Annotated in this window: 23 protein-coding genes; 14 read left to right on the forward strand and 9 right to left on the reverse strand. The window is 58.1% G+C overall.

What is annotated here, in order from left to right; all coding sequences use genetic code 11:
• Window positions 1-93 precede the first annotated feature (93 nt).
• Window positions 94-582, reverse strand: a complete 489-nt coding sequence (locus IB213_RS07030) for a peroxiredoxin (protein ID WP_191723049.1) — start codon at window positions 580-582, stop codon at window positions 94-96.
• Window positions 583-717: 135 nt separating this feature from the next.
• On the reverse strand, window positions 718-1086 hold the full coding sequence (locus IB213_RS07035; protein ID WP_191723048.1) for an Mth938-like domain-containing protein: 369 nt from the start codon (window positions 1084-1086) through the stop codon (window positions 718-720).
• A 170-nt stretch (window positions 1087-1256) separates the two neighbouring features.
• On the opposite strand from IB213_RS07035, the gene IB213_RS07040 reads away from it, so the two are divergent.
• From IB213_RS07040 to IB213_RS07070, 7 genes are all read left to right on the forward strand, one after another.
• Window positions 1257-2549 (forward strand): pyridoxal phosphate-dependent aminotransferase, encoded by a 1293-nt coding sequence (locus IB213_RS07040; protein WP_191723047.1) that lies wholly within the window; start codon window positions 1257-1259, stop codon window positions 2547-2549.
• 73 nt (window positions 2550-2622) lie between these two features.
• Window positions 2623-3957 (forward strand): homoserine dehydrogenase, encoded by a 1335-nt coding sequence (locus tag IB213_RS07045; protein ID WP_191723046.1) that lies wholly within the window; start codon window positions 2623-2625, stop codon window positions 3955-3957.
• A 155-nt stretch (window positions 3958-4112) separates the two neighbouring features.
• Window positions 4113-5537, forward strand: a complete 1425-nt coding sequence (gene thrC, locus IB213_RS07050) for a threonine synthase (RefSeq protein ID WP_192405828.1) — start codon at window positions 4113-4115, stop codon at window positions 5535-5537.
• Between the two features lie 85 nt (window positions 5538-5622).
• Entirely contained in the window at window positions 5623-6180 is a 558-nt protein-coding gene (mobB, locus tag IB213_RS07055; RefSeq protein WP_192405829.1) for a molybdopterin-guanine dinucleotide biosynthesis protein B, read from the forward strand.
• Between the two features lie 9 nt (window positions 6181-6189).
• On the forward strand, window positions 6190-7419 hold the full coding sequence (gene glp, locus IB213_RS07060; protein ID WP_192406078.1) for a gephyrin-like molybdotransferase Glp: 1230 nt from the start codon (window positions 6190-6192) through the stop codon (window positions 7417-7419).
• A gap of 20 nt (window positions 7420-7439) precedes the next feature.
• Window positions 7440-7691 carry a molybdopterin converting factor subunit 1 gene (moaD, locus tag IB213_RS07065; protein WP_192406079.1) on the forward strand — a complete coding sequence of 84 codons (252 nt, stop codon included), beginning with the start codon at window positions 7440-7442 and terminating at the stop codon, window positions 7689-7691.
• Between the two features lie 8 nt (window positions 7692-7699).
• Window positions 7700-8032 carry a recombinase family protein gene (locus IB213_RS07070; protein WP_192405830.1) on the forward strand — a complete coding sequence of 111 codons (333 nt, stop codon included), beginning with the start codon at window positions 7700-7702 and terminating at the stop codon, window positions 8030-8032.
• A gap of 109 nt (window positions 8033-8141) precedes the next feature.
• Here the strand turns inward: IB213_RS07070 and IB213_RS07075 are convergent, their stop codons facing one another.
• Window positions 8142-8468 (reverse strand): hypothetical protein, encoded by a 327-nt coding sequence (locus tag IB213_RS07075; protein ID WP_191723042.1) that lies wholly within the window; start codon window positions 8466-8468, stop codon window positions 8142-8144.
• A 12-nt stretch (window positions 8469-8480) separates the two neighbouring features.
• On the reverse strand, window positions 8481-8735 hold the full coding sequence (locus IB213_RS07080) for a hypothetical protein (protein WP_191723041.1): 255 nt from the start codon (window positions 8733-8735) through the stop codon (window positions 8481-8483).
• 114 nt (window positions 8736-8849) lie between these two features.
• On the opposite strand from IB213_RS07080, the gene moaE reads away from it, so the two are divergent.
• Window positions 8850-9308, forward strand: coding sequence for a molybdopterin synthase catalytic subunit MoaE (gene moaE, locus IB213_RS07085; protein WP_191723040.1), 459 nt, complete (start codon window positions 8850-8852; stop codon window positions 9306-9308).
• Between the two features lie 69 nt (window positions 9309-9377).
• Here moaE and IB213_RS07090 read toward each other — a convergent pair whose 3' ends face one another.
• From IB213_RS07090 to IB213_RS07100, 3 genes are all read right to left on the reverse strand, one after another.
• Window positions 9378-9950 carry a YceI family protein gene (locus tag IB213_RS07090; protein ID WP_192405831.1) on the reverse strand — a complete coding sequence of 191 codons (573 nt, stop codon included), beginning with the start codon at window positions 9948-9950 and terminating at the stop codon, window positions 9378-9380.
• Between the two features lie 151 nt (window positions 9951-10101).
• Complete coding sequence (locus IB213_RS07095) at window positions 10102-10677, reverse strand: YceI family protein (RefSeq protein WP_192405832.1); 576 nt, start codon at window positions 10675-10677, stop codon at window positions 10102-10104.
• 34 nt (window positions 10678-10711) lie between these two features.
• Window positions 10712-11272, reverse strand: a complete 561-nt coding sequence (locus IB213_RS07100) for a cytochrome b (protein ID WP_192405833.1) — start codon at window positions 11270-11272, stop codon at window positions 10712-10714.
• Window positions 11273-11510: 238 nt separating this feature from the next.
• On the opposite strand from IB213_RS07100, the gene clpB reads away from it, so the two are divergent.
• The 5 genes from clpB to IB213_RS07125 all read left to right on the forward strand — a co-directional run bounded on the left by clpB (window position 11511) and on the right by IB213_RS07125 (window position 18021).
• A complete protein-coding gene (clpB, locus tag IB213_RS07105) occupies window positions 11511-14120 on the forward strand; it encodes an ATP-dependent chaperone ClpB (protein ID WP_191723036.1) in 2610 nt (869 codons plus the stop codon).
• Window positions 14121-14168: 48 nt separating this feature from the next.
• On the forward strand, window positions 14169-14543 hold the full coding sequence (locus IB213_RS07110; RefSeq protein WP_192405834.1) for a hypothetical protein: 375 nt from the start codon (window positions 14169-14171) through the stop codon (window positions 14541-14543).
• A 68-nt stretch (window positions 14544-14611) separates the two neighbouring features.
• Entirely contained in the window at window positions 14612-16051 is a 1440-nt protein-coding gene (locus tag IB213_RS07115; RefSeq protein WP_192405835.1) for a coniferyl aldehyde dehydrogenase, read from the forward strand.
• A 207-nt stretch (window positions 16052-16258) separates the two neighbouring features.
• The gene (locus IB213_RS07120; RefSeq protein ID WP_191723033.1) at window positions 16259-16780 is read left to right on the forward strand and encodes a GNAT family N-acetyltransferase; all 522 of its coding nucleotides are present in this window, start codon (window positions 16259-16261) and stop codon (window positions 16778-16780) included.
• Window positions 16781-16845: 65 nt separating this feature from the next.
• Window positions 16846-18021 carry a class I SAM-dependent methyltransferase gene (locus IB213_RS07125; RefSeq protein ID WP_191723032.1) on the forward strand — a complete coding sequence of 392 codons (1176 nt, stop codon included), beginning with the start codon at window positions 16846-16848 and terminating at the stop codon, window positions 18019-18021.
• A gap of 15 nt (window positions 18022-18036) precedes the next feature.
• Here the strand turns inward: IB213_RS07125 and IB213_RS07130 are convergent, their stop codons facing one another.
• Window positions 18037-18534 (reverse strand): hypothetical protein, encoded by a 498-nt coding sequence (locus IB213_RS07130; protein WP_191723031.1) that lies wholly within the window; start codon window positions 18532-18534, stop codon window positions 18037-18039.
• A gap of 165 nt (window positions 18535-18699) precedes the next feature.
• Here IB213_RS07130 and IB213_RS07135 point away from each other — a divergent pair, with 165 nt between their 5' ends.
• Window positions 18700-19764: a tRNA-dihydrouridine synthase gene (locus tag IB213_RS07135; RefSeq protein WP_191723030.1), complete on the forward strand. Its 1065-nt coding sequence runs from the start codon at window positions 18700-18702 to the stop codon at window positions 19762-19764.
• A gap of 62 nt (window positions 19765-19826) precedes the next feature.
• On the opposite strand, the gene IB213_RS07140 is transcribed toward IB213_RS07135, so the two are convergent.
• Window positions 19827-21608 (reverse strand): phospholipase D family protein, encoded by a 1782-nt coding sequence (locus IB213_RS07140; RefSeq protein WP_225561012.1) that lies wholly within the window; start codon window positions 21606-21608, stop codon window positions 19827-19829.
• Between the last annotated feature and the right edge of the window lie 11 nt (window positions 21609-21619).

Here is a 21619-nt window from a genome sequence, read left to right on the forward strand (position 1 = left end):
GAATTGCAATGCTGGGTGAAAACGCGCAAAGGCATGCGGCCCATTATGCATGTCTTGGTACGCGCCAAGGAGGCGGCACCAAGTGTGTGGGGTTTAAGCTGCCTTCTTGGCTGCAGCCTTCAGGCCCTTGACGGCCTTGAGTACTTCGTCCACGTGGCCAGGTACTTTCAGACCACGCCACTCCTGGGCCAAAAGACCATTGGTGTCGACCAGGAAAGTCGAGCGCTCAATGCCCTTGACCTTCTTGCCGTACATGATCTTGTTCTTGACTACGCCAAACATGTGGCACATCTTTTCTTCGGTGTCTGCGATCAGCTCAAACGGCAACTCGAGCTTGGTCTTGAAGTCGTTGTGCGAGTTCATGTTGTCGCGAGAAACGCCGAACACCACAGCGCCTGCCTTTTCGAAGTCCTTGAACTTGTCACGGAACTGCATGGCTTCGGTAGTGCATCCAGGGGTGTTGTCCTTCGGGTAGAAGTACAAGATCAGAATCTGGCCTGTATGCGAGGTGTTGGATACCTTCACGCCACCTGTAGCATTGGCTTCAAATTCGGGAAGGGCTTTATTGACAACGATCGCCATGCGCTTTTATCTCTCGGGAGTAGTCGTTGGAATGCCGAGGGGTGTAGGAGTATTGCTTTTATGGATAAGTACGCCCCCGACCGCAACCTGAGATTTTACCCTGAAACGTAAAATTTGACGACCCCCATGCGGATATTACTCCAACATGAGTGCGGCTATCACGATGCGGCCTTCTCCTGCCAAAACGTTGTAAGTGCGGCAGGCTGCATGGGTATCCATGGTTTCCAGGCCTATGCGCTTTTGCATCAGGGGCTGCAGCCATGAGGGGTGAACAAAGCGCAATTTGCTGCCGCTGCCAAAGATGATGAGCTCTGCATTCAACTGCGCAAGCTCTGCAAAGTGCTCGGCCGTGAGCGACTCGAAATTGGCACAGTTCCAGGGGCGCAGAAAGCCGGTGGAGCCCACCAGCAGATTGCCTTTGTGCTCTTGCTTGTTGATCGTTATCCAGCCCGGGCCATAAGCGGTCACCATTTGAACGTCAGAGGGATCAGCGTGGAGTTTCATGGGGCTTGTTCCTTGTGCTTGAACTACCCCGCAGCGATGGCTCTGAATACCAGCAGCATGGCACCGTATTATGCGGGGAGGGCGTGGGCCCGAAGTGTGGTCAAATTATAGGTTTCACCGAGGCGCGGGCGTGCCTTGGCGCTGTTAAAGCATATAGGTGGCATATTTCCATGAAGACTGTCCAAAAATCTGCAAAGCTGGCAAACGTTTGTTATGACATTCGAGGGCCGATCATGGATGCGGCCAAACAGATGGAAGAAGACGGGCACAAAATTATCAAGCTGAACATTGGTAATTTGGCCGTGTTCGGTTTTGATGCGCCAGAAGAAATCCAGCAGGACATGATTCGCAACCTGCCCAACTCGGCCGGTTATACGGACAGCAAAGGTATTTTTGCCGCACGCAAGGCTGTCATGCATGAAACCCAGCACCAGGGCATCAAAGGCGTGACGCTGGATGATATTTACCTGGGCAATGGGGCTTCTGAGCTGATCAGCATGGCCACCAATGCCTTGCTGGACAACGGCGATGAAATGCTGCTGCCTGCACCCGATTACCCACTGTGGACGGCGGCTACCAGCCTGTCGGGCGGCACTCCTGTGCATTACATGTGCGATGAAGCCAATGGCTGGATGCCCAGCATGGCAGATATCCGCGCCAAGATCACACCCCGTACCAAGGGCATTGTGGTGATCAACCCCAATAACCCCACGGGTGCGCTGTATTCCACCGAGTTGCTGCTGGAGATTGTGGCGCTGGCGCGTGAGCACGGGCTGGTGATTTTTGCCGACGAGGTCTATGACAAGGTTTTGTATGACGGCGCCAAGCACACCCCGCTGGCCAGCTTGTCGCAAGACGTGCTGACGCTGACCTTCAACTCCCTGTCCAAGGCCTACCGCAGCTGCGGCTACCGTGCAGGCTGGATGGTGGTCTCGGGTGACAAGAAGCCTGCCAAGGACTACATCGAGGGCCTGAACATGCTCTCCAACATGCGTCTGTGCGCCAACGTGCCCGGTCAGTGGGCTGTGCAGACGGCACTGGGCGGTCACCAGAGTATTGACGACTTGGTGTGCGAAGGCGGCCGCCTGCGCGTGCAGCGTGACCTGGCGTGGGAGTTGATCAACGCGATTCCCGGGGTGAGCTGCGTGAAGCCACAGGGCGCGCTGTACATGTTCCCGCGGCTGGACCCTGAGATTTATCCGATCAAGAACGACCAGGAGTTTTTCCTGGAAGTACTGCAGGAAACCAAGGTCATGCTGGTGCAGGGCACCGGCTTTAACTGGCCCAATCCAGACCACTTTCGCATTGTGTTCCTGCCGCATGAGGCTGATCTGCGCGAGGCGATCAATCGCCTGGCCGCCTTCTTGGCCAAATACCGCCAGCGTCACGACACCGACAAGCTGGTGGTCAGTGCAACAGCAGCGGCAAGCAAAGGCAAAGCCAAACTGCAAGTGGCTGCCTAAATTTTTCTGATAGCTGTAAGCGCAGACTCCATAAGCGCTACAGCCCTTTTTGACGTACAAGCGTAAGAGACTTATGAAACCGATCCAAGTAGGCCTTCTGGGCATTGGCACCGTAGGCAGTGGCACGTTCAACGTGCTGCAGCGCAACCAGGAAGAGATCCGCCGCCGTGCGGGTCGCGGCATTGAGATTGCCATGGTGGCCGACTTGGACACGACGCGCGCCAAGCAAGTCGTGGGTGATGCTGTCAAAGTGGTGGGCGACGCCCGTGAAGTCATTGCCAACCCTGAAATTGACGTGGTAGTGGAGCTCATTGGTGGCTATGGCATTGCCAAGGCACTGGTGCTGGAAGCAATTGCCGCTGGCAAGCACGTGGTAACGGCCAACAAGGCGCTGCTGGCCGTACACGGCACAGAAATTTTCAAGGCTGCGGCCGACAAGGGTGTGATCGTGGCCTACGAAGCGGCTGTGGCCGGTGGCATTCCGATCATCAAGGCGCTGCGCGAAGGCTTGACTGCCAATTCCATCCAGTGGGTGGCTGGCATCATCAACGGCACAACCAACTTCATCCTGTCCGAAATGCGTGACAAGGGTCTGGACTTTGACGTGGTGCTCAAGGAAGCACAGCGTCTGGGCTACGCCGAAGCGGACCCCACCTTCGACATCGAAGGGGTCGATGCAGCGCACAAGGTCACGCTGATGAGCGCCATTGCCTTTGGCATTCCGGTGCAGTTTGACAAGGCTTACGTGGAAGGCATTACCAAGCTGGCTGGTGCAGATATCAAGTACGCCGAGCAACTGGGCTACCGCATCAAGCTGCTGGGCATCACCAAGCGCACCGACAAAGGGGTTGAGCTGCGTGTTCACCCTTCGCTGATTCCAGCCAAGCGCCTAATCGCCAATGTTGAAGGCGCGATGAACGCTGTGGTGGTCAATGGTGATGCTGTGGGCACCACGCTGTACTACGGCAAGGGCGCGGGCTCCGAGCCCACGGCCTCGGCCGTGATTGCGGACTTGGTGGATATTGCCCGCCTGCACGGTGCTGATCCAGCCTACAGCGTGCCTGCACTGGCTTTCCAGAGCCATACCTTGGCCGCTGCTGGCCACGAACTGCCTGTGCTGGCAATGGCCGATGTGGTGACCAGCTATTACCTGCGTATCCGCGTGGCGGACGAGGCCGGTGTACTGGCCAAAATCACAACGCTGCTGGCAAATGCCGGTATCAGCATTGATGCTGTGATTCAGCGCGAAGCCGATGAAGTCGGTGGTGAGGGCTCAACCCAGACGGATCTGATCATCCTGACGCATGACACCCGTGAAGGCGATATGGACAAGGCACTGGCGGAGATCCAGGCGTTGTCCACGGTGCTGACACCCATCACGCGGATTCGCAAAGAAGAGTTGAACTGATTGCACCCCCTGAGCGGCTTTGCCGCTTCACCCCTCTCTCGCTGTGCGCGAGGGGGACGACATCAGCGCTGCGGGGCAGCCCTTGCGCGGTGTCTTTGAGTTGCAGCGCGCCGGTTTCATGTGCAGCGCTTTGTGGCAACTGACAAGGAATTTTTATGTTGTATTTGTCCACCCGTGGTCATGCAGACCGCAAACGCTTTTGCGACATCTTGCTCGAAGGACTGGCCCCTGATGGTGGCCTGTACCTGCCTGTCGAGTACCCCCAGATCAACGATGCCAAACTGACCCAGTTGCGCGAAGTTCTGGCCTCTCAAGGCTACGCTGCGCTGGCGTTTGAAATTCTGTCGCTGTACATCGACGATATTCCCGCTGATGATCTGCGTGCGCTGTGCGCCAAGACGTACACCGAAGAAGTGTTTGGCACGAAAGCCATCGTGCCTGTGCGCACGCTCGACGGTAATTTGCTGATTGAAGCCCTGTCCAATGGCCCCACGCTGGCCTTCAAGGACATGGCGATGCAACTGCTGGGCAACCTGTTTGAATACGAGTTGGCTCGCCGTGGCGCAGAACTGAACATTCTGGGTGCCACCAGCGGTGACACCGGCAGCGCGGCGGAATACGCCATGCGCGGCAAAAAGGGTGTACGCGTGTTCATGACCAGCCCGAACGGGCGCATGAGCCCCTTCCAGCAGGCGCAAATGTTCAGTCTGCAGGATGAAAACATCCACAACATCGCTATTGAAGGCGTGTTTGATGACTGCCAGGACATCGTCAAGGCGGTCAGCAACGACCACGCTTTCAAGGCCAAGTACAAGATTGGTACCGTCAACTCCATCAACTGGGCGCGGCTGCTGGCCCAAGTGGTGTATTACTTCGCGGGCTATCTGCAAGCCACCTCGCGCAACGAAGAAAAGGTGAGCTTTACCGTGCCCAGCGGTAACTTTGGCAATATCTGCGCAGGCCATGTGGCGCGCCAGATGGGCCTGCCAATTGCCAAGCTGGTGGTGGCCACCAATGAAAATGATGTGCTGGACGAGTTCTTCCGCACAGGCGTCTACCAGGTGCGTGGCGCAGCCCATACCTACGAGACGTCCAGCCCTTCGATGGACATCTCCAAGGCGAGCAACTTTGAGCGCTTTGTATTTGATCTGGTGGGCCGCGATGGTCAGCGCACCAAGCTGCTGTTTACGCAAGGTGTGGGCCAGCAAGGCAAGTTTGATTTAAGCGCGGACGTCTGCTTTCAGGACGCGGCCACCAAGTACGGCTTTGTCAGCGGAAAAAGCACACACGCAGACCGTCTGGCAACCATCAAAGACACGTTTGAACGCTTTGGCCAGATGATCGACACGCACACCGCCGACGGCGTGAAGGTGGCGCGCGAGCACTTGCGTGCAGAGCCCATGATCGTGCTGGAAACCGCCTTGCCCATCAAGTTTGCGGCCACGATTGAAGAAGCGCTGAACCGCCAGCCCGAGCGCCCGGCCAAGTTTGAAGGCATTGAAGATTTGCCCAAGCGTGTGGTCGTAATGGCATCGGATGTAGAGCAGGTCAAGGCCTATATTCAAAAGCACTGCGACTAACGCGCCGCCTCTGGTTGATGGGTGAAATTGGCAATCGGCGCTTGTCTACCAAGCGCCGATTGCTATTTGCAAGAGAGTAAAACGCATGAAGGTTTTGGGCTTTGTCGCTTACTCCGGCGCGGGTAAGACCACGTTGCTGGAGCAATTGATTGCCGCTTTGCGCGCGCAGGGTCAGCGTGTGTCTACTGTCAAGCACGCCCACCACGATGTGGACATCGACATTCCGGGCAAAGACAGCTGGCGCCATCGCCAGGCAGGCGCTTCAGAGGTACTGCTGGTGTGCGACAAACGTCTGGCACTGGTGCGCGAGTTCGCGTGCGAGCAAGAGCTGGATGTACATGCCATGCTGTCTGAGCTGGATGCGCGCGTGGACTGGGTGCTGGTGGAAGGCTTCAAGCACGAAGACCTGCCCAAGGTAGAAATCTGGCGCCAGCCTGCAGCAGGCCAGACGGCCAGGCCCCTGCGCTTTATGACAGACAGCCATGTCGTAGCACTGGCCACTGACGATGCCGGTGGCCTGCCCGAGGCGCTGCCTGCCCATGTGCAGTTGCTTAACTTGAATCAGCCCGCGCAGATTGCGCACTGGATGCTGGCGAACGCCGCACGTTTTGAATACCAAGGCCCACAGGGCCACGAGGAGTAACACCTGATGATGACCCCTTTGGATGAAGCCCTGCAGCATGTGCTGGCCCAGGCCCAGCCCTTGGGTGTAGAGCACGTAGATCTGTTCAATGCGGATGGCCGTGTGCTGCGTGCCGATTGCATCTCGGCGCTGCAAGTGCCTCCCCAAGACAACTCCGCCATGGACGGCTATGCCGTCCGTGCGGCAGAGATCACCGCTGCCGGTGTGGCGCTGACTGTGAGTCAGCGCATTCCCGCCGGGCATGTGGGCACGCCATTGCAGCCAGGCACTGTGGCCCGCATCTTCACTGGTGCGCCTGTGCCTTCTGGTGCCGATGCCGTGCTGATGCAGGAAGACACCCAGGTGCTGCAAGACGGTACGGTGCGTTTTAACGCCGTGCCCAAGCATGGGCAAAACATTCGCCGCGGTGGTGAAGACATCGCCTTGAACAGCACCGTGCTGGCCCAGGGCATGCGCCTGACACCAGCAGCCATTGGCTTGGCCGCCAGCATTGGTATGCCCGAACTGCCAGTGGGGCGCAAGCCCCGCGTGGCACTGTTCTCAACGGGCGATGAGCTCGTACTGCCCGGAACCGTGGCCCCTCAAGACATGCCTGCTGGCAGCATCTACAACAGCAACCGCTACTTCTTGCGTGCGCTGCTGCAGCGCCTGGGCTGCGAAGTGGTGGATGGCGGCATCCTGCCCGACAACCTGGAGCAAACGGCCCAGGCTATCCATCGTGTGGCGCAGGACTGCGATCTGGTGCTTTCCAGCGCTGGCGTGTCTGTGGGCGAGGAAGACCACGTCAAGCCTGCGGTAGAGCAGCAGGGCGCGCTGAACCTGTGGATGATTGCCATGAAGCCTGGCAAACCCTTTGCCTACGGCAAGGTGTTTCGCAATGGAAAAGATGCCTCCAATGGTGTGGCGCACTTCATGGGGCTGCCGGGCAACCCGGTCTCCAGCTTCATTACCTTCTTGCTGCTGGTGCGCCCGTTTGTGCTGCGCCTGCAAGGCATGGATGATGTGGCTCCCAAAGCCATCAGCGTAACCGCACAGTTTGACTGGCCCAAGCTGGAAAAACGGCGTGAATTCTTGCGCGCCCGGCATGATGGGCAAGGGGGGCTGGCACTGTTTGGTAACCAGGGCTCGGGTGTGCTGACTTCGACGGTATGGGGCGATGGCATCATTGACAACCCGCCCCTTACGCCCATCCAGCCGGGTGACACCGTGCGCTTTATCCCGTTCAGTGAATTGATGTGAGTGCCGCCATGAGTACATCTATGAATATCACCGTGCGTTATTTCGCCTCGATCCGTGAAGCCATGGGGCAGGGCAGCGAAACACTGCAAACCAGTGCGACCAGCGTAGGGGTGCTGCGCGAAGAATTGATGGCACGCAGTGCAGCAGCTGCTGCTGCCTTGGCCCATGGCAAAGCCGTGCGCATGGCGCTCAATCAGGATATGTGCCAAGACGATGCCCTGCTGAAGGCGGGTGACGAAGTGGCTTTCTTTCCCCCTGTCACTGGTGGCTAGGGCTTGCCATGAGCACAGACAAACCTGAGGTAGACGCTGCCATCAGCACTCGCACGCGCTTGGCCTTGAGCGAGGCCAAGGCACGTGGCGTGCAGCTGGGCAAGGCCGGGGCGGACAATATTCGCGCTACGGTGGAAAAGCGGAAAAGTGCAGCCGATAGCTTTGCCAAGCAGCACGAGGCACTGTTTGCCGAGCTGGTTGCTCTGGGCCTGACGCACCGCAAGATGGCTCAAGTGCTCAATGAGCGCGGCATTACTGCGGCCAAGGGCGGGCCATGGACACATGGGCAAGTGCAACGCATCTTGAACCGCTATGCGGATGCCGCGAAAGCAGCCACGTAAAACCGGGGGGCAATGGAAGGTCAGCAAAAAGCCGTGATGCGTCAAGCAGTCACGGCTTTTTTTGGGGTGAGCTGCTGGCGCTTTGCCTGCAAGTTGCCGGCCACTGATTTCAGGTCTGTTCTGGTGCGTCGGGAAGCTTGGGGGCTTTCCACTCCAGCAATTCGGCCAGCCGCTGAATGATCCAGCCCGCTTCGCGGGGGGTGACCGCCGACGCCTCACCCGAGATAGCTGCGTAAAAACCCAGCAGCACGCCTTCTTCAGACGCGTTGCCCGAGTGGTAGATGGTTTGCGCCTGCTCCACCAGGTGGCAGGCCAGGTCTTCGCACAGTTCGTAACGCGCTACCACCTCAGCAATCGGGGTTTTCAAAATGCCCGCACGGCTGCGAAACAGCTCGGCAAAACTGCTGGGGGGCTGAATCTGGCTGGTGTCATCCATGGCGCGGCGATCTTATTCGGGGTCGAACAGGCGCTCAAAACGCAGAATGTCGGTTTCCAGCTCGCAAGTCACCAACTGACCGTTTTTGTCGTCCGCCTTGCGGCGGGCCGAGAACAGTGTGGCTGGGCCTTCAAAGTCGTAATCCGGCAGATGGATGATGGAATAGGGATAGGGCACAAAGCACTGGTGCTCAAAAACCACGCGGTGCTCGTTGCGTGGCGATGGGTAGAGCATGTACTCCGTGGTGTCAATGGTGAGGGTGGCCATGCTGGGTGCTGTGGGTAGGTGCAATGTCAAGCGGGGAGCAATGCTAACGCGGAGGGGGCGGTTTTCGCACGTGTGTGGACATCTGGGCGATCACGGGCTGCGACAATCATCGCTATGACCACTGCACGCGTTTTGATCCAGACCCAAGATTTTGATGTTTCTACCGAACTGGCCGCTTTGCGCCACGGTGATGCGCGGGTGGGCGCGGTGTGCAGCTTTGTGGGCACAGTGCGTGACCGCAATGAAGGCGCTGATATATCTGCCATGGAGCTGGAACACTACCCGGGCATGACGGAAAAAAGCATCGAAGCCATCATTGACCGTGCCACTGAGCGCTTTGGCATTTATGCGGCCAAGGTGATTCACCGTGTGGGGCCGCTGCAGCCCATGGATCAGATTGTGCTGGTGGCGGTTACCTCGGCCCACCGTGGCATGAGCTTTCAGGCCTGTGAATTCATCATGGACTTTCTCAAGTCCGAAGCACCGTTCTGGAAGAAAGAACAAACCCCCCAAGGGGCCCGCTGGGTGGACGCCCGTGTGAGCGACGAGCAGGCGCTGGCGCGCTGGGCGTAAGCTGCAAAAGGCGGCGGCCCATGCAAAAACGGGCACCAGGCCCGTTTTTTTATGCGCATCAAGGCAGATTTACTGCTTGACTGCTTCCATTTGCAGTACCAGACGCACGTTCTTGGCAAAACCCCAGTCCACGCCGTAATTCACTCCCCACTGGGTGCGGTCAATCGTGGCTTCAAAGTCGCCGCCGCACACTTCACGCTTGAGCATGGGGCTTTCGTAGCAAGTGAACTTGTTGGACTTGATGGTGATGGGGTGCGTCTGGCCGTTCATGGTCAGCTGGCCTGTCACTTCCTTGAGCTTGTCGCCGTCGAACACGAACTTGTCGGAAACGAACTTGGCTTCAGGGTGCTTTTCGGTGTTGAAGATGTCTGCGCTCTTGAGGTGCTTGTCAAAACCAGCGGTGCCGGAGTTCACGGAGTTCATGTCCAGCGTCACTTCCACTTTGCCAGTCTTTGCAGCCTTGTCGAATTGGACAGTGCCGCTTTTCTTGTCAAAACGCACGCGGTTGGTAGAGGCGCCAAAGTGATCGATCTCAAACGTGGCAAAAGTGTGGGTCGGGTCGATGGTGTAAGCGGCGGGTGCAGCGTGGGCAGTAGTGACCAGAAGGCCTGCGGCGGCCAGAGCAAACAAGGTAGTGCGCATGGGGAAAATCTCCAGAGTGAAGTGAAAAGAGTTTGCAGGGTTGAACAAATAAGGAGCGGTTAGCGCTTATGCACTAAGCATTTGCAAATGAAAAGTTATTGAAAACTTTGATGCATAAGCGCAAGCTGCTTCTAAAAAGGTGAATGTGGCTTTACAGCTTGCCCACGCCCGTCAGCGCCAGCTTGAATTGCACGGTCACTTCGTCGGCCACCATCGATGTGTCGGCCCAGTCACCATCGCCAATTTTGAAAGGCAGGCGTTTGAGCGGCAAGCTGCCGGTGGCCAAGGTGGTGGTGCCCGATTGCGTCAGTTGCACGGGCACAGACACCTTCTGGGCGTTGCCCTTGATGGTCAGTGTGCCGTCTACCTGGTATTTGCCTCCGCCCAGCGCCTTGACGGCGGTGGAGTCAAACGTGGCCTTGGGAAACTTGGCAACGTTGAACCAGTCGGCGTTCACCAGATTGCTGTCGGTTTCTTTGGAGCCCATGGTGGCGCTGCCCGTGTCCACGGTGAAGTGGATTTTGCTGGTCTCGGGCTTGGCCGTATCAAACTGCACCTGCGCATCAAACTGTTTGAAGTGGCCACTGAGTGGCACGCCCAGCTGCTTGGCAGTGAACTGGATGCTGCTTTGTGCAGGCACCAAAGCCTGAGCGGCCATGGCTGCGCTGCCCAGCAAGGCAGCGCTGGCCAGAACGGCGCAACGCAAGGTGGTGGTGAAGGTCGTCATGGTCAAGGTCCTTGTCAGCGTACAAATAAAAAAATCAGGCGGTGCGCCCGGGCCACATGCGGCGCAGCAGCGCATCGCGGTCAATCAGCTGGTGCTTGAGCGCAGCGGCAATGTGCAGGGCCACCAGAGCCGCCAGGGTGTAGGCCGCAATCATGTGCCAGGGTTTGAGGGCTTCTGCCAGCTCAGGGCTGGGTGACACAAAGTCTGGCAACTGCCACATACCCAGCCAGACAATCGGAAAACCAGCCGCCGAGCTATAGGCCCAGCCCAGCAGGGGAACGGCAAAAAACAGCACGTACAGCAGATGGTGCACGCCGTGGTGCGCCACATGCTGCCAGCGGGGCATGGCTGCCGCCATGCGTGCTGGCAAAGCGGGAGGACGGTGGGTGAGGCGCCACAGCAGGCGCAGTGCGCTCAGCACCAAAATGGTGACGCCCGCCCACTTGTGCCAGTTGTAGTACTTGAGTTTGGTGGGTGAAAACGGCAGCCCGACCATGTACCAGCCAAAGGCCAGCAGCCCCAGCAAGGCCACGGCAAGTAGCCAATGCAAGGCGATGGCGGTGGTGGTGTAGCGCGGGGAAGGTGTAACAGACATAGAAAAAGGGAGTGAACGCGGCAAAAGTACTCAGTCTAGGAGCGCTCATCCGACATTTCGTTCAATCCGCTTGATGACAAGATTCAAAAGATTGCAAGGAACTTTGCACCACCCAGCGCATCGCTCAGATACCGGCTGTTGCCCAGACGGTTGTATATGTGCTGCGAACTCTTGAAAAATGGCCCAAAGCCCTTATGTGTGAAGCAGTTATAGATTTGCCGTTGAAGGGAAAAAATTCATGCGCATAGACAAGCTCACAACAAAATTCCAAGAAGCCCTGGCAGACGCCCAAAGTCTTGCGTTGGGCAATGACCACGCTTATATCGACCCGTTGCACCTGCTGACCGCCATGCTGCGCCAAAGTGATGGGCCCAAAGCGCTGTTGCAGCGTGCGGGTACCAATGTGGCTGCCATGGCGGCTGCCGCTGAAAACGCGGTCAAGCAATTGCCCGAAGTGCAGGGCCAAGATCAGGTCACCATTGGCCCGGATCTGGGCAAGCTGCTGCAAGCCACTGAAAAGGAAGCCATCAAACGTGGTGACCAGTTCATCGCCAGCGAACTGTTCCTGCTGGCATTGGCTGACAGCGACACCAAGGCGGCCAAAATTGCCAAGGAACATGGCCTGACCCGCAAGGCGATGGAATCTGCCATCAATGCCGTGCGCGGTGGACAGACCATGGACAGCGCAGAAGGTGAAAGCCAGCGCGAAGCCCTGAAAAAATACACGATGGATCTGACCGAGCGTGCCCGCATGGGCAAGCTGGACCCAGTGATTGGCCGCGACGATGAAATCCGCCGCGCCATTCAGGTGCTGCAACGCCGCAGCAAGAACAACCCTGTACTCATCGGTGAGCCCGGTGTGGGTAAGACCGCCATTGTGGAAGGCCTGGCCCAGCGCATTGTGGAAGGTGAAGTACCCGAAACCCTCAAGGACAAGCGCGTGCTGGTGCTGGACATGGCCGGCTTGCTGGCAGGTGCCAAATATCGGGGTGAATTTGAAGAGCGCCTCAAAGCCGTGCTCAACGATGTAGCCAAGGAAGAAGGCCGCATCATCTTGTTCATTGACGAAATCCACACCATGGTGGGTGCCGGCAAGGCCGAAGGTGCCATGGACGCCGGCAACATGCTCAAACCTGCTTTGGCGCGGGGCGAGCTGCACTGCATTGGCGCCACCACACTGGATGAATACCGCAAGTACATTGAAAAAGATGCGGCGCTGGAGCGTCGATTCCAGAAGGTACTGGTCAATGAACCATCGGTGGAAGACACCATCGCTATCTTGCGCGGTTTGCAAGTGCGTTATGAGGCACACCACGGGGTGGACATTACCGACCCCGCTATCGTTGCCGCAGCAGAGTTGAGCCACCGCTACATCACGGACCGTTTCCTGCCCGACAAGGCTATTGACCTGATCGACGAGGCTGCGGCCAAGATCAAGATCGAAATCGACTCCAAGCCCGAGGTCATGGACAAGCTGGAGCGCCGGATGATTCAGCTCAAGATTGAGCGTGAAGCCATGAAGAAGGAAAAGGACGAGGCTTCGCAAAAACGCTTGCAGCTGATTGAAGATGAACTGGGCGAGCTGGAGCGCGAGTACGCCGATTTGGAAGAAATCTGGAAGGCTGAAAAAGCCAGCGCCCAGGGCTCGGAGCAAATTCGCAAGGAAGTGGACAGCATTCGTACACAGATTGAAGACTTGAAACGCAAGGGCGACTTCAACAAGGTGGCCGAGTTGCAGTACGGCAAGCTGCCTGCTCTGGAAAAACAGCTCAAAGAAGCGCAAGACAGCGAAGCCGATGGTGCCGCACCCAAGCACAAGCTGCTGCGCACGCACGTGGGTGCCGAAGAGATTGCCGAGGTGGTCAGCCGTGCCACGGGCATTCCTGTGTCCAAGATGATGCAGGGTGAAAAAGACAAGCTGCTGCAAATGGAAGGCAAATTGCACCAGCGCGTGGTGGGGCAGGATGAAGCCATTGCTGCGGTGGCCAACGCCATCCGCCGCTCGCGCTCGGGTCTGTCCGATCCGAACAAGCCACTGGGTAGTTTCTTGTTCCTGGGCCCCACCGGTGTGGGTAAGACTGAGCTGTGCAAGGCGCTGGCTGGTTTCTTGTTTGACAGCGAAGACCACCTGATTCGCATTGACATGAGCGAATTCATGGAAAAGCACTCTGTGGCGCGCCTCATTGGCGCCCCTCCAGGGTATGTGGGCTACGAAGAAGGTGGATATCTGACTGAGGCTGTGCGTCGCAAGCCTTACAGCGTGCTGTTGCTTGACGAGGTGGAAAAAGCCCATCCGGACGTGTTCAACGTGCTGTTGCAAGTGCTGGACGATGGCCGCCTTACTGATGGCCAGGGCCGCACCGTGGACTTCAAGAACACTGTGATCGTGATGACCAGCAATATGGGCTCGCACCTCATTCAGGCAATGGTGGGCCAGGACAGCGAGGACATCAAAGAAGCGGTGTGGGGGGAACTAAAAGCACATTTCCGCCCCGAATTCTTGAACCGTATCGACGAAACCGTGGTCTTCCATGGTCTTGATGCGGCGCAAATCGAGTCGATCGCAAGGATTCAGTTGCAATTGTTGCAACGTCGTCTCGAAAAGATGGACTTGGAATTGCACGTGAGCGAACCTGCTTTGGCAGAGTTGGCTAAAGTAGGGTTTGATCCGGTCTTTGGTGCACGTCCGCTCAAGCGGGCTATCCAGCAGCGTATCGAGAATCCATTGTCTCGGGCGTTGCTGGAGGGCAAGTTCCCGCCAAAGAGCCGCATTGAGGTTTCGGTGGACCCTGTGCAGGCCCCCGGAGTCTTTAACTTTGACTTGGGTAGCGCTGCCAGCGCAGCTTAAGTCCGGGCTGCCAGCCTTTGTGCTGGCAGCACTGAGAAAGGCATTGCTTTGAACGAGTTTTTAAACTGGATGACCCGCTGGATGGTGCGTATTGTGATGCTCGCCATCGGCGCCGTGTTCTTCCTGAGCTTGCTGGCCGTCGCGTGTGTACTGGCCGCTGTGTGGGCAGTGCGCATGCTGTGGGCCAAGATCACCGGGCAACCCGTCATACCGTGGGTAATGCCGATGCGTGCAGCCAGTAGCTGGGCCAGCATGTACCAGCGCTCTGGTGGCTTTGGTGGTGGCATGGCCAGCACCGCAGCTGCAGCGCAGGACAATGCCGCTCCCTTTACCCCCGCAGCAGGAAGCAAGCGCGGAGGTATTTTGTCTACGGTTGCTGCTGAGGTGAGTGACGTACAGCCCCGAGAAGTGCACGAGCGCTGACAGCGTGCCTGCCCAAGCAGGGCAGGAGGGGCAGACGACAAAAAATACACCGAGGAGATCCACTCAGCATGCACCTGCCTTCCACGTTACAACAAGTGTTTGATCTGCAGCATCAGGCCAGCCGCCAGCAGGTCGATGTGCCTGCTTTGGTGCGCAAAGAGCGCTTGTTGCGCATCCAGAAAATCCTGCACGAACACGGCACCACCTTGGCGGCTGCAGTGCAGGCAGACTTCGGAGTGCGATCGCCGCAGCTCACGGAGATGGCTGACCTCATGGTGCTGCGCACCATGCTCAGCCATACGCTGCGCAATCTGAATCAATGGATGCGTCCGCAGCGGGTATGGACACCTGTGCATCTTTTGCCGGGAACCGGGCGCATTGAGTACCAGCCTTTGGGTGTGGTGGGCATCATCTCCCCCTGGAATTACCCTTTGCAGCTGGCTCTGGGGCCAGCGATTGCGGCCATTGCCGCCGGCAACCGCGTCATGCTCAAGCCCAGTGAACTTACCCCGCACACTTCGGCGCAGTTGGCCCATGTCATTGGTCAATTCTTTGCCCCGGAAGAATTTTGTGTGATTCAGGGCGATACGCAGGTCGCCAGTCATTTCTCTGGTCTGCCGTTCGACCACCTGGTGTTTACCGGCTCTACAGCTGTTGGCCGCAAAGTGGCCATGGCTGCTGCACAGCATTTGACACCTACCACGCTGGAGCTGGGGGGGAAATCACCCTGCATCATCAGCAATGACTGCGACCTGGACGCTGCAGCCTTGCGCATAGCGCATGGCAAGCTCCTCAATGCGGGGCAGACGTGTATTGCCCCGGACTATCTGCTGTTGCCGCGCGGGCAAGAGCAGGCGTTTGAGCAAGCCTTTCGCAAAGCCGTTGCGCAGCTGTTTCCCACGCTTTCTGGGAACCCCGATTACGCAGCCATCATCAACCAGAAACATTTCAACCGTTTGCGCAATTTGGCCCAGCAGGCCGAAGCTGAAGGCGCACAGGTGCAATGGCTGGAATCGGCAGCGCAACCTAGCAGCTCTGCTGCACCGGGCTGGGGCGATGCGGTACAGCGCCAGATGACACCTGCCTTGGTGTGGAACGTGCACTCAGGCATGGCCATCATGCAAGAAGAGATTTTTGGCCCGCTGCTGCCAGTGATTACTTATGACCGCCTGGATGATGTCATTCATGCCATCAATGCCGGGGAGCGCCCGCTGGCGCTGTACTGGTTTGGTCATGATGACAAGCTGCGCGACAGTGTGTTGCGCCGTACTGTCAGTGGTGGCGTTACGGTGAATGACACCCTGATGCATGTGGCGCATGACAATTTGCCCTTTGGTGGGGTTGGCCCCAGTGGCTGGGGGGCGTACCACGGCAAGCATGGTTTTTTACGCTTTTCTCATCAAAAGGCGGTGTTTTTGCAAGCAAAATGGAGCCCTGCCTCTTGGCTGTACCCACCGTACGGAGCCAAATTTCAGCGCATCATGGCGCTGATCAAGCGCTTGGGCTAAGCGCTTGCTGCTATTAATTTGCTTGCAATAAGCAATCGTTTCAGGCCATTTCAATGGCCTAGCACATCCTTTTTCTGCGGGCAAGAAACCTTTGACAGCCGTACTTGCCTAAATGGCTACACAGACTAGGCGTAAGCGGAAAACGCGATTTCACTGACAATTGCCGACTTTCGTTTTCAACACCTCGTTTTCAGTTTCGGTTTTCCCATGTCCAATTACCAGGTTCGTCCTGCAACCCTTCGCGATGCGAAGGCGATTGCACAAATCCACACCGCTTCCGCCCTGGACGCCTACCGTGGCATCGTGCCTGACGACCAATTGAAAGCCATGTCCTCCGTCGAGAAGCGTCAAGCTTACTGGCGTGAAGCCATTGAATACTGTGAGCCACAAGTGCAAGTTGCACTCGATGGCGACAAGATCGTAGGCTTTGTTGGTTTTGACCGTTCCCGTGATGAGAAGTCTCGCCAAACCACTGGTGAGGTATGGGCTATTTATGCAGCCCCTTCGCACTGGAACAAGGGTGTCGGCGTGACGCTATGGGATGCAGCCCGTGAAGGCCTGCAGGAAGAGGGTTGTAACAACGTCACTGTTTGGGTGCCTCTGCGTAATGAGCGCGCTTTGCGCTTTCATGAGCTGGCAGGTTTCAAGCGTGAAATGTCCACAGCCAAAACTTCCCTCATTGGCGGTATCAAGATTGAGGAAGTGCGCTTAAAGCGTCCTTTAAACTAACTACTGCCCAACGGCCCGCTTCGGCGGGCCGATTTTTTTGTCTCTCCATATCTCAGGAATTCCACATGCTGCAATGGCAACACCAAGGCACTGACCACCAAGCTGCATGGCGCAGCGAAAGCGGCCTGCCCGCGCCACGCCGTGTGGTAGTGGCAGATGACACCATGCCCGCCGACACCGCCTACCGTCTGGCGTGTGAAGGTACGGCATTGCTCTGGCAGGGCGATTTTCACAACGCGCGCTTGCTCATTGATGCGCTCAAGCGCCGTCTGGACAAGCCTGCAGGCAAAAGCACTGCCAAGGCGCGCAAGCAGTTGCGCTCGTCCAGCAACAAGCCTGCACCGACTGCAGCAGAGGCTTTCCACATGCACCGCATGGCACAGGGCCAGCGGGCCCGTGTGCTCAACAGCGTGCTGGTGGCTTTGCAGCCTGATTACTCCATCAAGCTGCGCCGCGCCCCGGACTGGCGTGAAGCTTGCACCCAAGCATGGGGCGCTCCAGCGGCAGATGCTGGCGTGCAGGTGCTGACGCTGCGTGAGTTGACAGGGGTGGTGGGTGCCCATGAATGGCGCAAAAAGGGCGTGGACATGCCTTTGCTGGGCAAGAATGCGCGCATTCACCCGCACTACGGCGTGTTTTCGCCCGTGCGCGGCGAGTATGTAGCCATGGTGCATGAAGCACCTCTGGCTTTCGGCATGCGCGAGCTGGCATTCGATATCGGCACGGGCACTGGTGTGCTGGCCGCTTTGCTGGCCAAGCGTGGTGTCAAGCGGGTGGTGGCTACCGATACATCCAGCCGGGCTCTGGCCTGTGCCCAAGAAAATATCGAACGTCTGGGTGTCAGTGACAAGGTTGAGCTGCAACAAACCAGCCTGTTCCCTGAAGGTCAGGCGCCTTTGATTGTCTGCAACCCGCCATGGGTGCCAGCACGAGCCGTGACTACGCTGGAGCAAGCGGTGTACGACGAAAACAGCACCATGCTGCGCGGCTTTCTGAGCGGCTTGCGTGAACATCTTTCGCCTGATGGTGAAGGCTGGCTGGTGCTGTCGGACTTGGCGGAGCACCTGGGTCTGCGTAGCCGGGATGAGCTGATGGGCTGGATTGATGCAGCAGGCCTGTACGTGGTCTACCGCATGGATGCTGAGCCCACCCATGGCAAGGCGCAAGACAGTTCCGACCCGCTGCACGCGGCGCGTTCGGCTGAAGTCACTTCCCTGTGGCGCTTGAAGGCCAAGGTCTGAGCTTGCTTGAGATGGTTACGAAAGCGCGCTTTCATCGCCGTTTTCAAGGCTGCGCTCCGGCAGCATCAGCGCCAGCTGCCGGCGCAAGACTTCGGCCCGCTCCAGGCCTGCATGCCGGTGTACCGCTTGCAGCAGCTGCTCGCTGGCGTGCAGCATGCTGTCAGCGTCGCGGGCCTCGCGCAGCAAGTGGCGCAGGTGTGCGCAAGTGTCGTGCAGGCGGTTGGCAAACAAGCGCTCGCACAGGTCAAACAGGTGCATGCGCACGCCAGCCAGACTGACGTTGTCAGGCCCAGCAGGGCACGGCTCACACTGGGAGTGCGCAGTGTGATGCTGCAAATAGCCGTCATTGAGTAGTTGCTGCACCAGCGCCTGGCCTTGACCGTGGTACATGGCGTGCAGTGTGGAGGCCGGGGTGTTTTCTGCCAGCAGGAGTACAGAGCGCTCACGCAAGCCCAGCTGACGCTGACCAGGCGCTAGCTCAAGCAGGGCTTTGGGCGTTCGGTACAGGTACATGGCAGGCATTGCACACAAAACGTGTGACAGCCCTGTGAAGCCTGTGCAAAAACGCAGCAGCCTTGCGACAATCACAGACCCGGCATTGCTGCAAAGTTATGCGCAGCAGTACTAAAACCGTTTTTTTCCATTCAATGCGCCAGCGACTGGCTCGGTAAACATTTCATGCGATTGCTTTTGGCCCCAATGGAGGGCTTGCTCGATTTTGTGCTGCGCGATGTTCTGACCCGTGTGGGCGGAGTGGACCGCTGTGTCTCGGAATTCATCCGTGTCAGCGGCACGGTGCTGCCAGATCGCGTGTTTCTGGGTTACATGCCGGAGCTGCTCAATGGCAGTAAAACCTTGTCGGGCGTGCCTGTGCGAGCGCAGTTACTGGGCTCTGACCCCGCCTGCATGGCTGAGAATGCGGCCAATCTGGCGCGGCTGAACCCCGAAGGTATTGACCTGAACTTTGGCTGCCCCGCCAAAACAGTGAACCGCCATGGCGGTGGGGCCTCCATGCTGCAAGACCCCGAATCGATTGCCAGGCTGGTGGCCGCTGTGCGCAAGGCGGTGCCTGCACATTTGCCTGTGTCTGCCAAGATGCGCATGGGTTTTAACGACAAAAGCCTGATGCGCGAATGTGCGCTGGCCATGGTGGAAAACGGTGCCTGTGAGCTGGTCGTGCATGCGCGCACCAAGGTGGAAGGCTATCGTCCACCCGCCTACTGGGAGCTGATTCCGGACATCGCATCGGTGGTCAATGTGCCTGTGGTCGCCAATGGCGAGATTTGGACTGTGCAAGAAGCGCTGCGCTGCCGCGAGCAATCGGGATGCAGCGATCTGATGCTGGGGCGCGGCAGCGTGGCCGACCCAGGTCTGGCGCTGGCCTTGCGCGCTGCCATGGCACGCGGCACACCGCGTCCGGATGATGTGCAGGCAGAGTTAACACCGGTGGTGACATGGGCGCAGATGTTGCCGCATCTGCAGCGATTTTGGTTGCTGGTGTGCCGTGATTTAACGCCCAACCAGCGCGCCGGGCGTTTGAAGCAGTGGTTGAATTTGATGCGCCGCCGCTATCCCGAGGCTGAAACTGCCTTTCAATGCGTGCGTGTGCTTACGCAGCAAGGCCTGGTGGTGGACTGGCTGGAGCAGGAGTGCGAGCGTTATGGTGCTGCATTTGTGCTGCACAAAGATGAGCTACTGGCGTATGAAAACCGCATGCCTGAAGGTGCTTGCATTTTGGATTAAAGCGTAGCAGTGCGCGAGCAGCTCTCTTTGTCAGAGCGAATTGTCTCAGTGCATTCGGCGCTTCAAAGCAAGTGATCGGGAGCGAACGGGCCAATGATGTGAATCATCAGGCGTAGTGGCACACTGGCATCTGGCTCAGTGGTGCGGTCACCCCAGTCACTGCCCTGAGGGGCGCGCCATACCAAACCGCTGGGGGTGTCCTCCACCAGCCACGCCGCTTCGCGCAGGCTGGCTTCAATGTTGTCGGTGGCTTCCTGCGCCAGTTGCCGAGATGCAATCAGCAGGGCAATTTCTGTATTTTGCAGCTGCGAGCGCATGTCCAGATTCATGGAGCCAACCACCGTGAGTTTGTGGTCCAGCACCAGCATCTTGGAGTGCAGCATGGCACGCGAACCACCTTGGGAACCCGTGATGCTTCCCGCTGTGCTGCGCAGCGTGCCGGTGTCAGCTTTGCCGTCTTGCAGGCTGCGCAGCTCGAACAGCTCAATGCCTTGCTGCAGCAGCTCTTTGCGGTGGCGTGCGTAACCGGCATGGGCCAGCGGCGCGTCGTTGGATGCCAGCGAGTTGGTCAGAATGCGCAGACGCACATGGCGTGCCCGGGCACGGGCAAAAGCCTGTTTCATGTCATCGCCGGGCACAAAGTAGGGGGAGACAATGAGCACATCGGTGGTGGCCTGGTCAATCAGTGCCAGCAGGCCGCTGACCACATTGTCTTGCTCTACGACCGGCATCAGTACGTTGCGCAAAGCCTGCTGGTTGGCTGAGTTGCTGGGGCGTGGTGAGGCTGCGTTCAAGCTGGAAGGCAAACGCATGCTCAGCAAATGAGGAATGTCTTCACCCGGTTTGGCATCCGCAGGTGTTTCCAAGGTCTCCATGCTCGATGCAATGTCATCTTCAGGTGGGGGTGGAATCTTGCCAGGCGCATCCGCCAGCACCAGCGCGGGTGCCCAAATCCAGTCAATAGACTGCAAATCCATGGGCGCCAGTTGCGCGGTCTTGCTGGCTGCTATGGCGTCCTGAACCAGTTCGCTCTCGTTTTTTGGTGCTGAGGTGTGGGCGCGCAGGCGCAGCAGCTCTTGTTCTGAGATCAGTGCACTGACCGGGTAGGCACGTGAGTCATTCCAGTATCGGTCAAAGCTGGCAGACAGCTGGCGTACCGATGCACCTGCAGCCATGATGTCCAGATCAATGAAGTTGTCGCTGTCCAGTGCATCAAAGTAGGCATCGCCCAGATTGCGACCGCCGGTAATGCCAACACTGTTATCGGCAATAAACAGTTTGTTGTGCATGCGCTGCTGCGTGCGCTGAAAATCAGTCAGAGTAGACAGCGCCCGCAAAACTGTAGATCCCCGTGGTCCGGTCAAGGGGTTGAACATGCGCATTTCAATGCCAGGCACAAAAGCCAGTCGCATGACCTGGGCGTTCTTGCCGGCACCATGAAAGTCATCCAGCAGTACGCGCACACGTACCCCGCGCTGTGCGGCTTGCACTACAGCTTCCAGTAGGCGCGCCGTGCTGGCATCTGCGTGGATGGCGTAGTACTGCAAGTCCAATGTCTGCGTCGCAGCATGCACCAGCGCCAGACGGCTGGTGAACGCAGCCTGTGCGCCGCCCAGCAGCGTAAAGCCAGAGACATAAGCCGTATTGGCCGCCTTGCGCTGGCTCTGCACCATGCGGCCCAGATCAGTTTCCTGCGGTGTGCTCAATGCGGTGCTGGCGGTGCGTGGTGGCAGCGGAGGCAAGCTGCCGCAAGCGCTCAATGCCAGCAAGGTGGCACACAGCAGTGCCCGCAGCCCATAACCAGGCTGGCGCGAAGGAGTGTGTGCCTGCGTGAAATTGGGCATAACCTGGGTAT

Source organism: Comamonas sp. CMM02, from assembly GCF_014851485.1.
Taxonomy (GTDB): domain Bacteria; phylum Pseudomonadota; class Gammaproteobacteria; order Burkholderiales; family Burkholderiaceae_C; genus Comamonas; species Comamonas avium.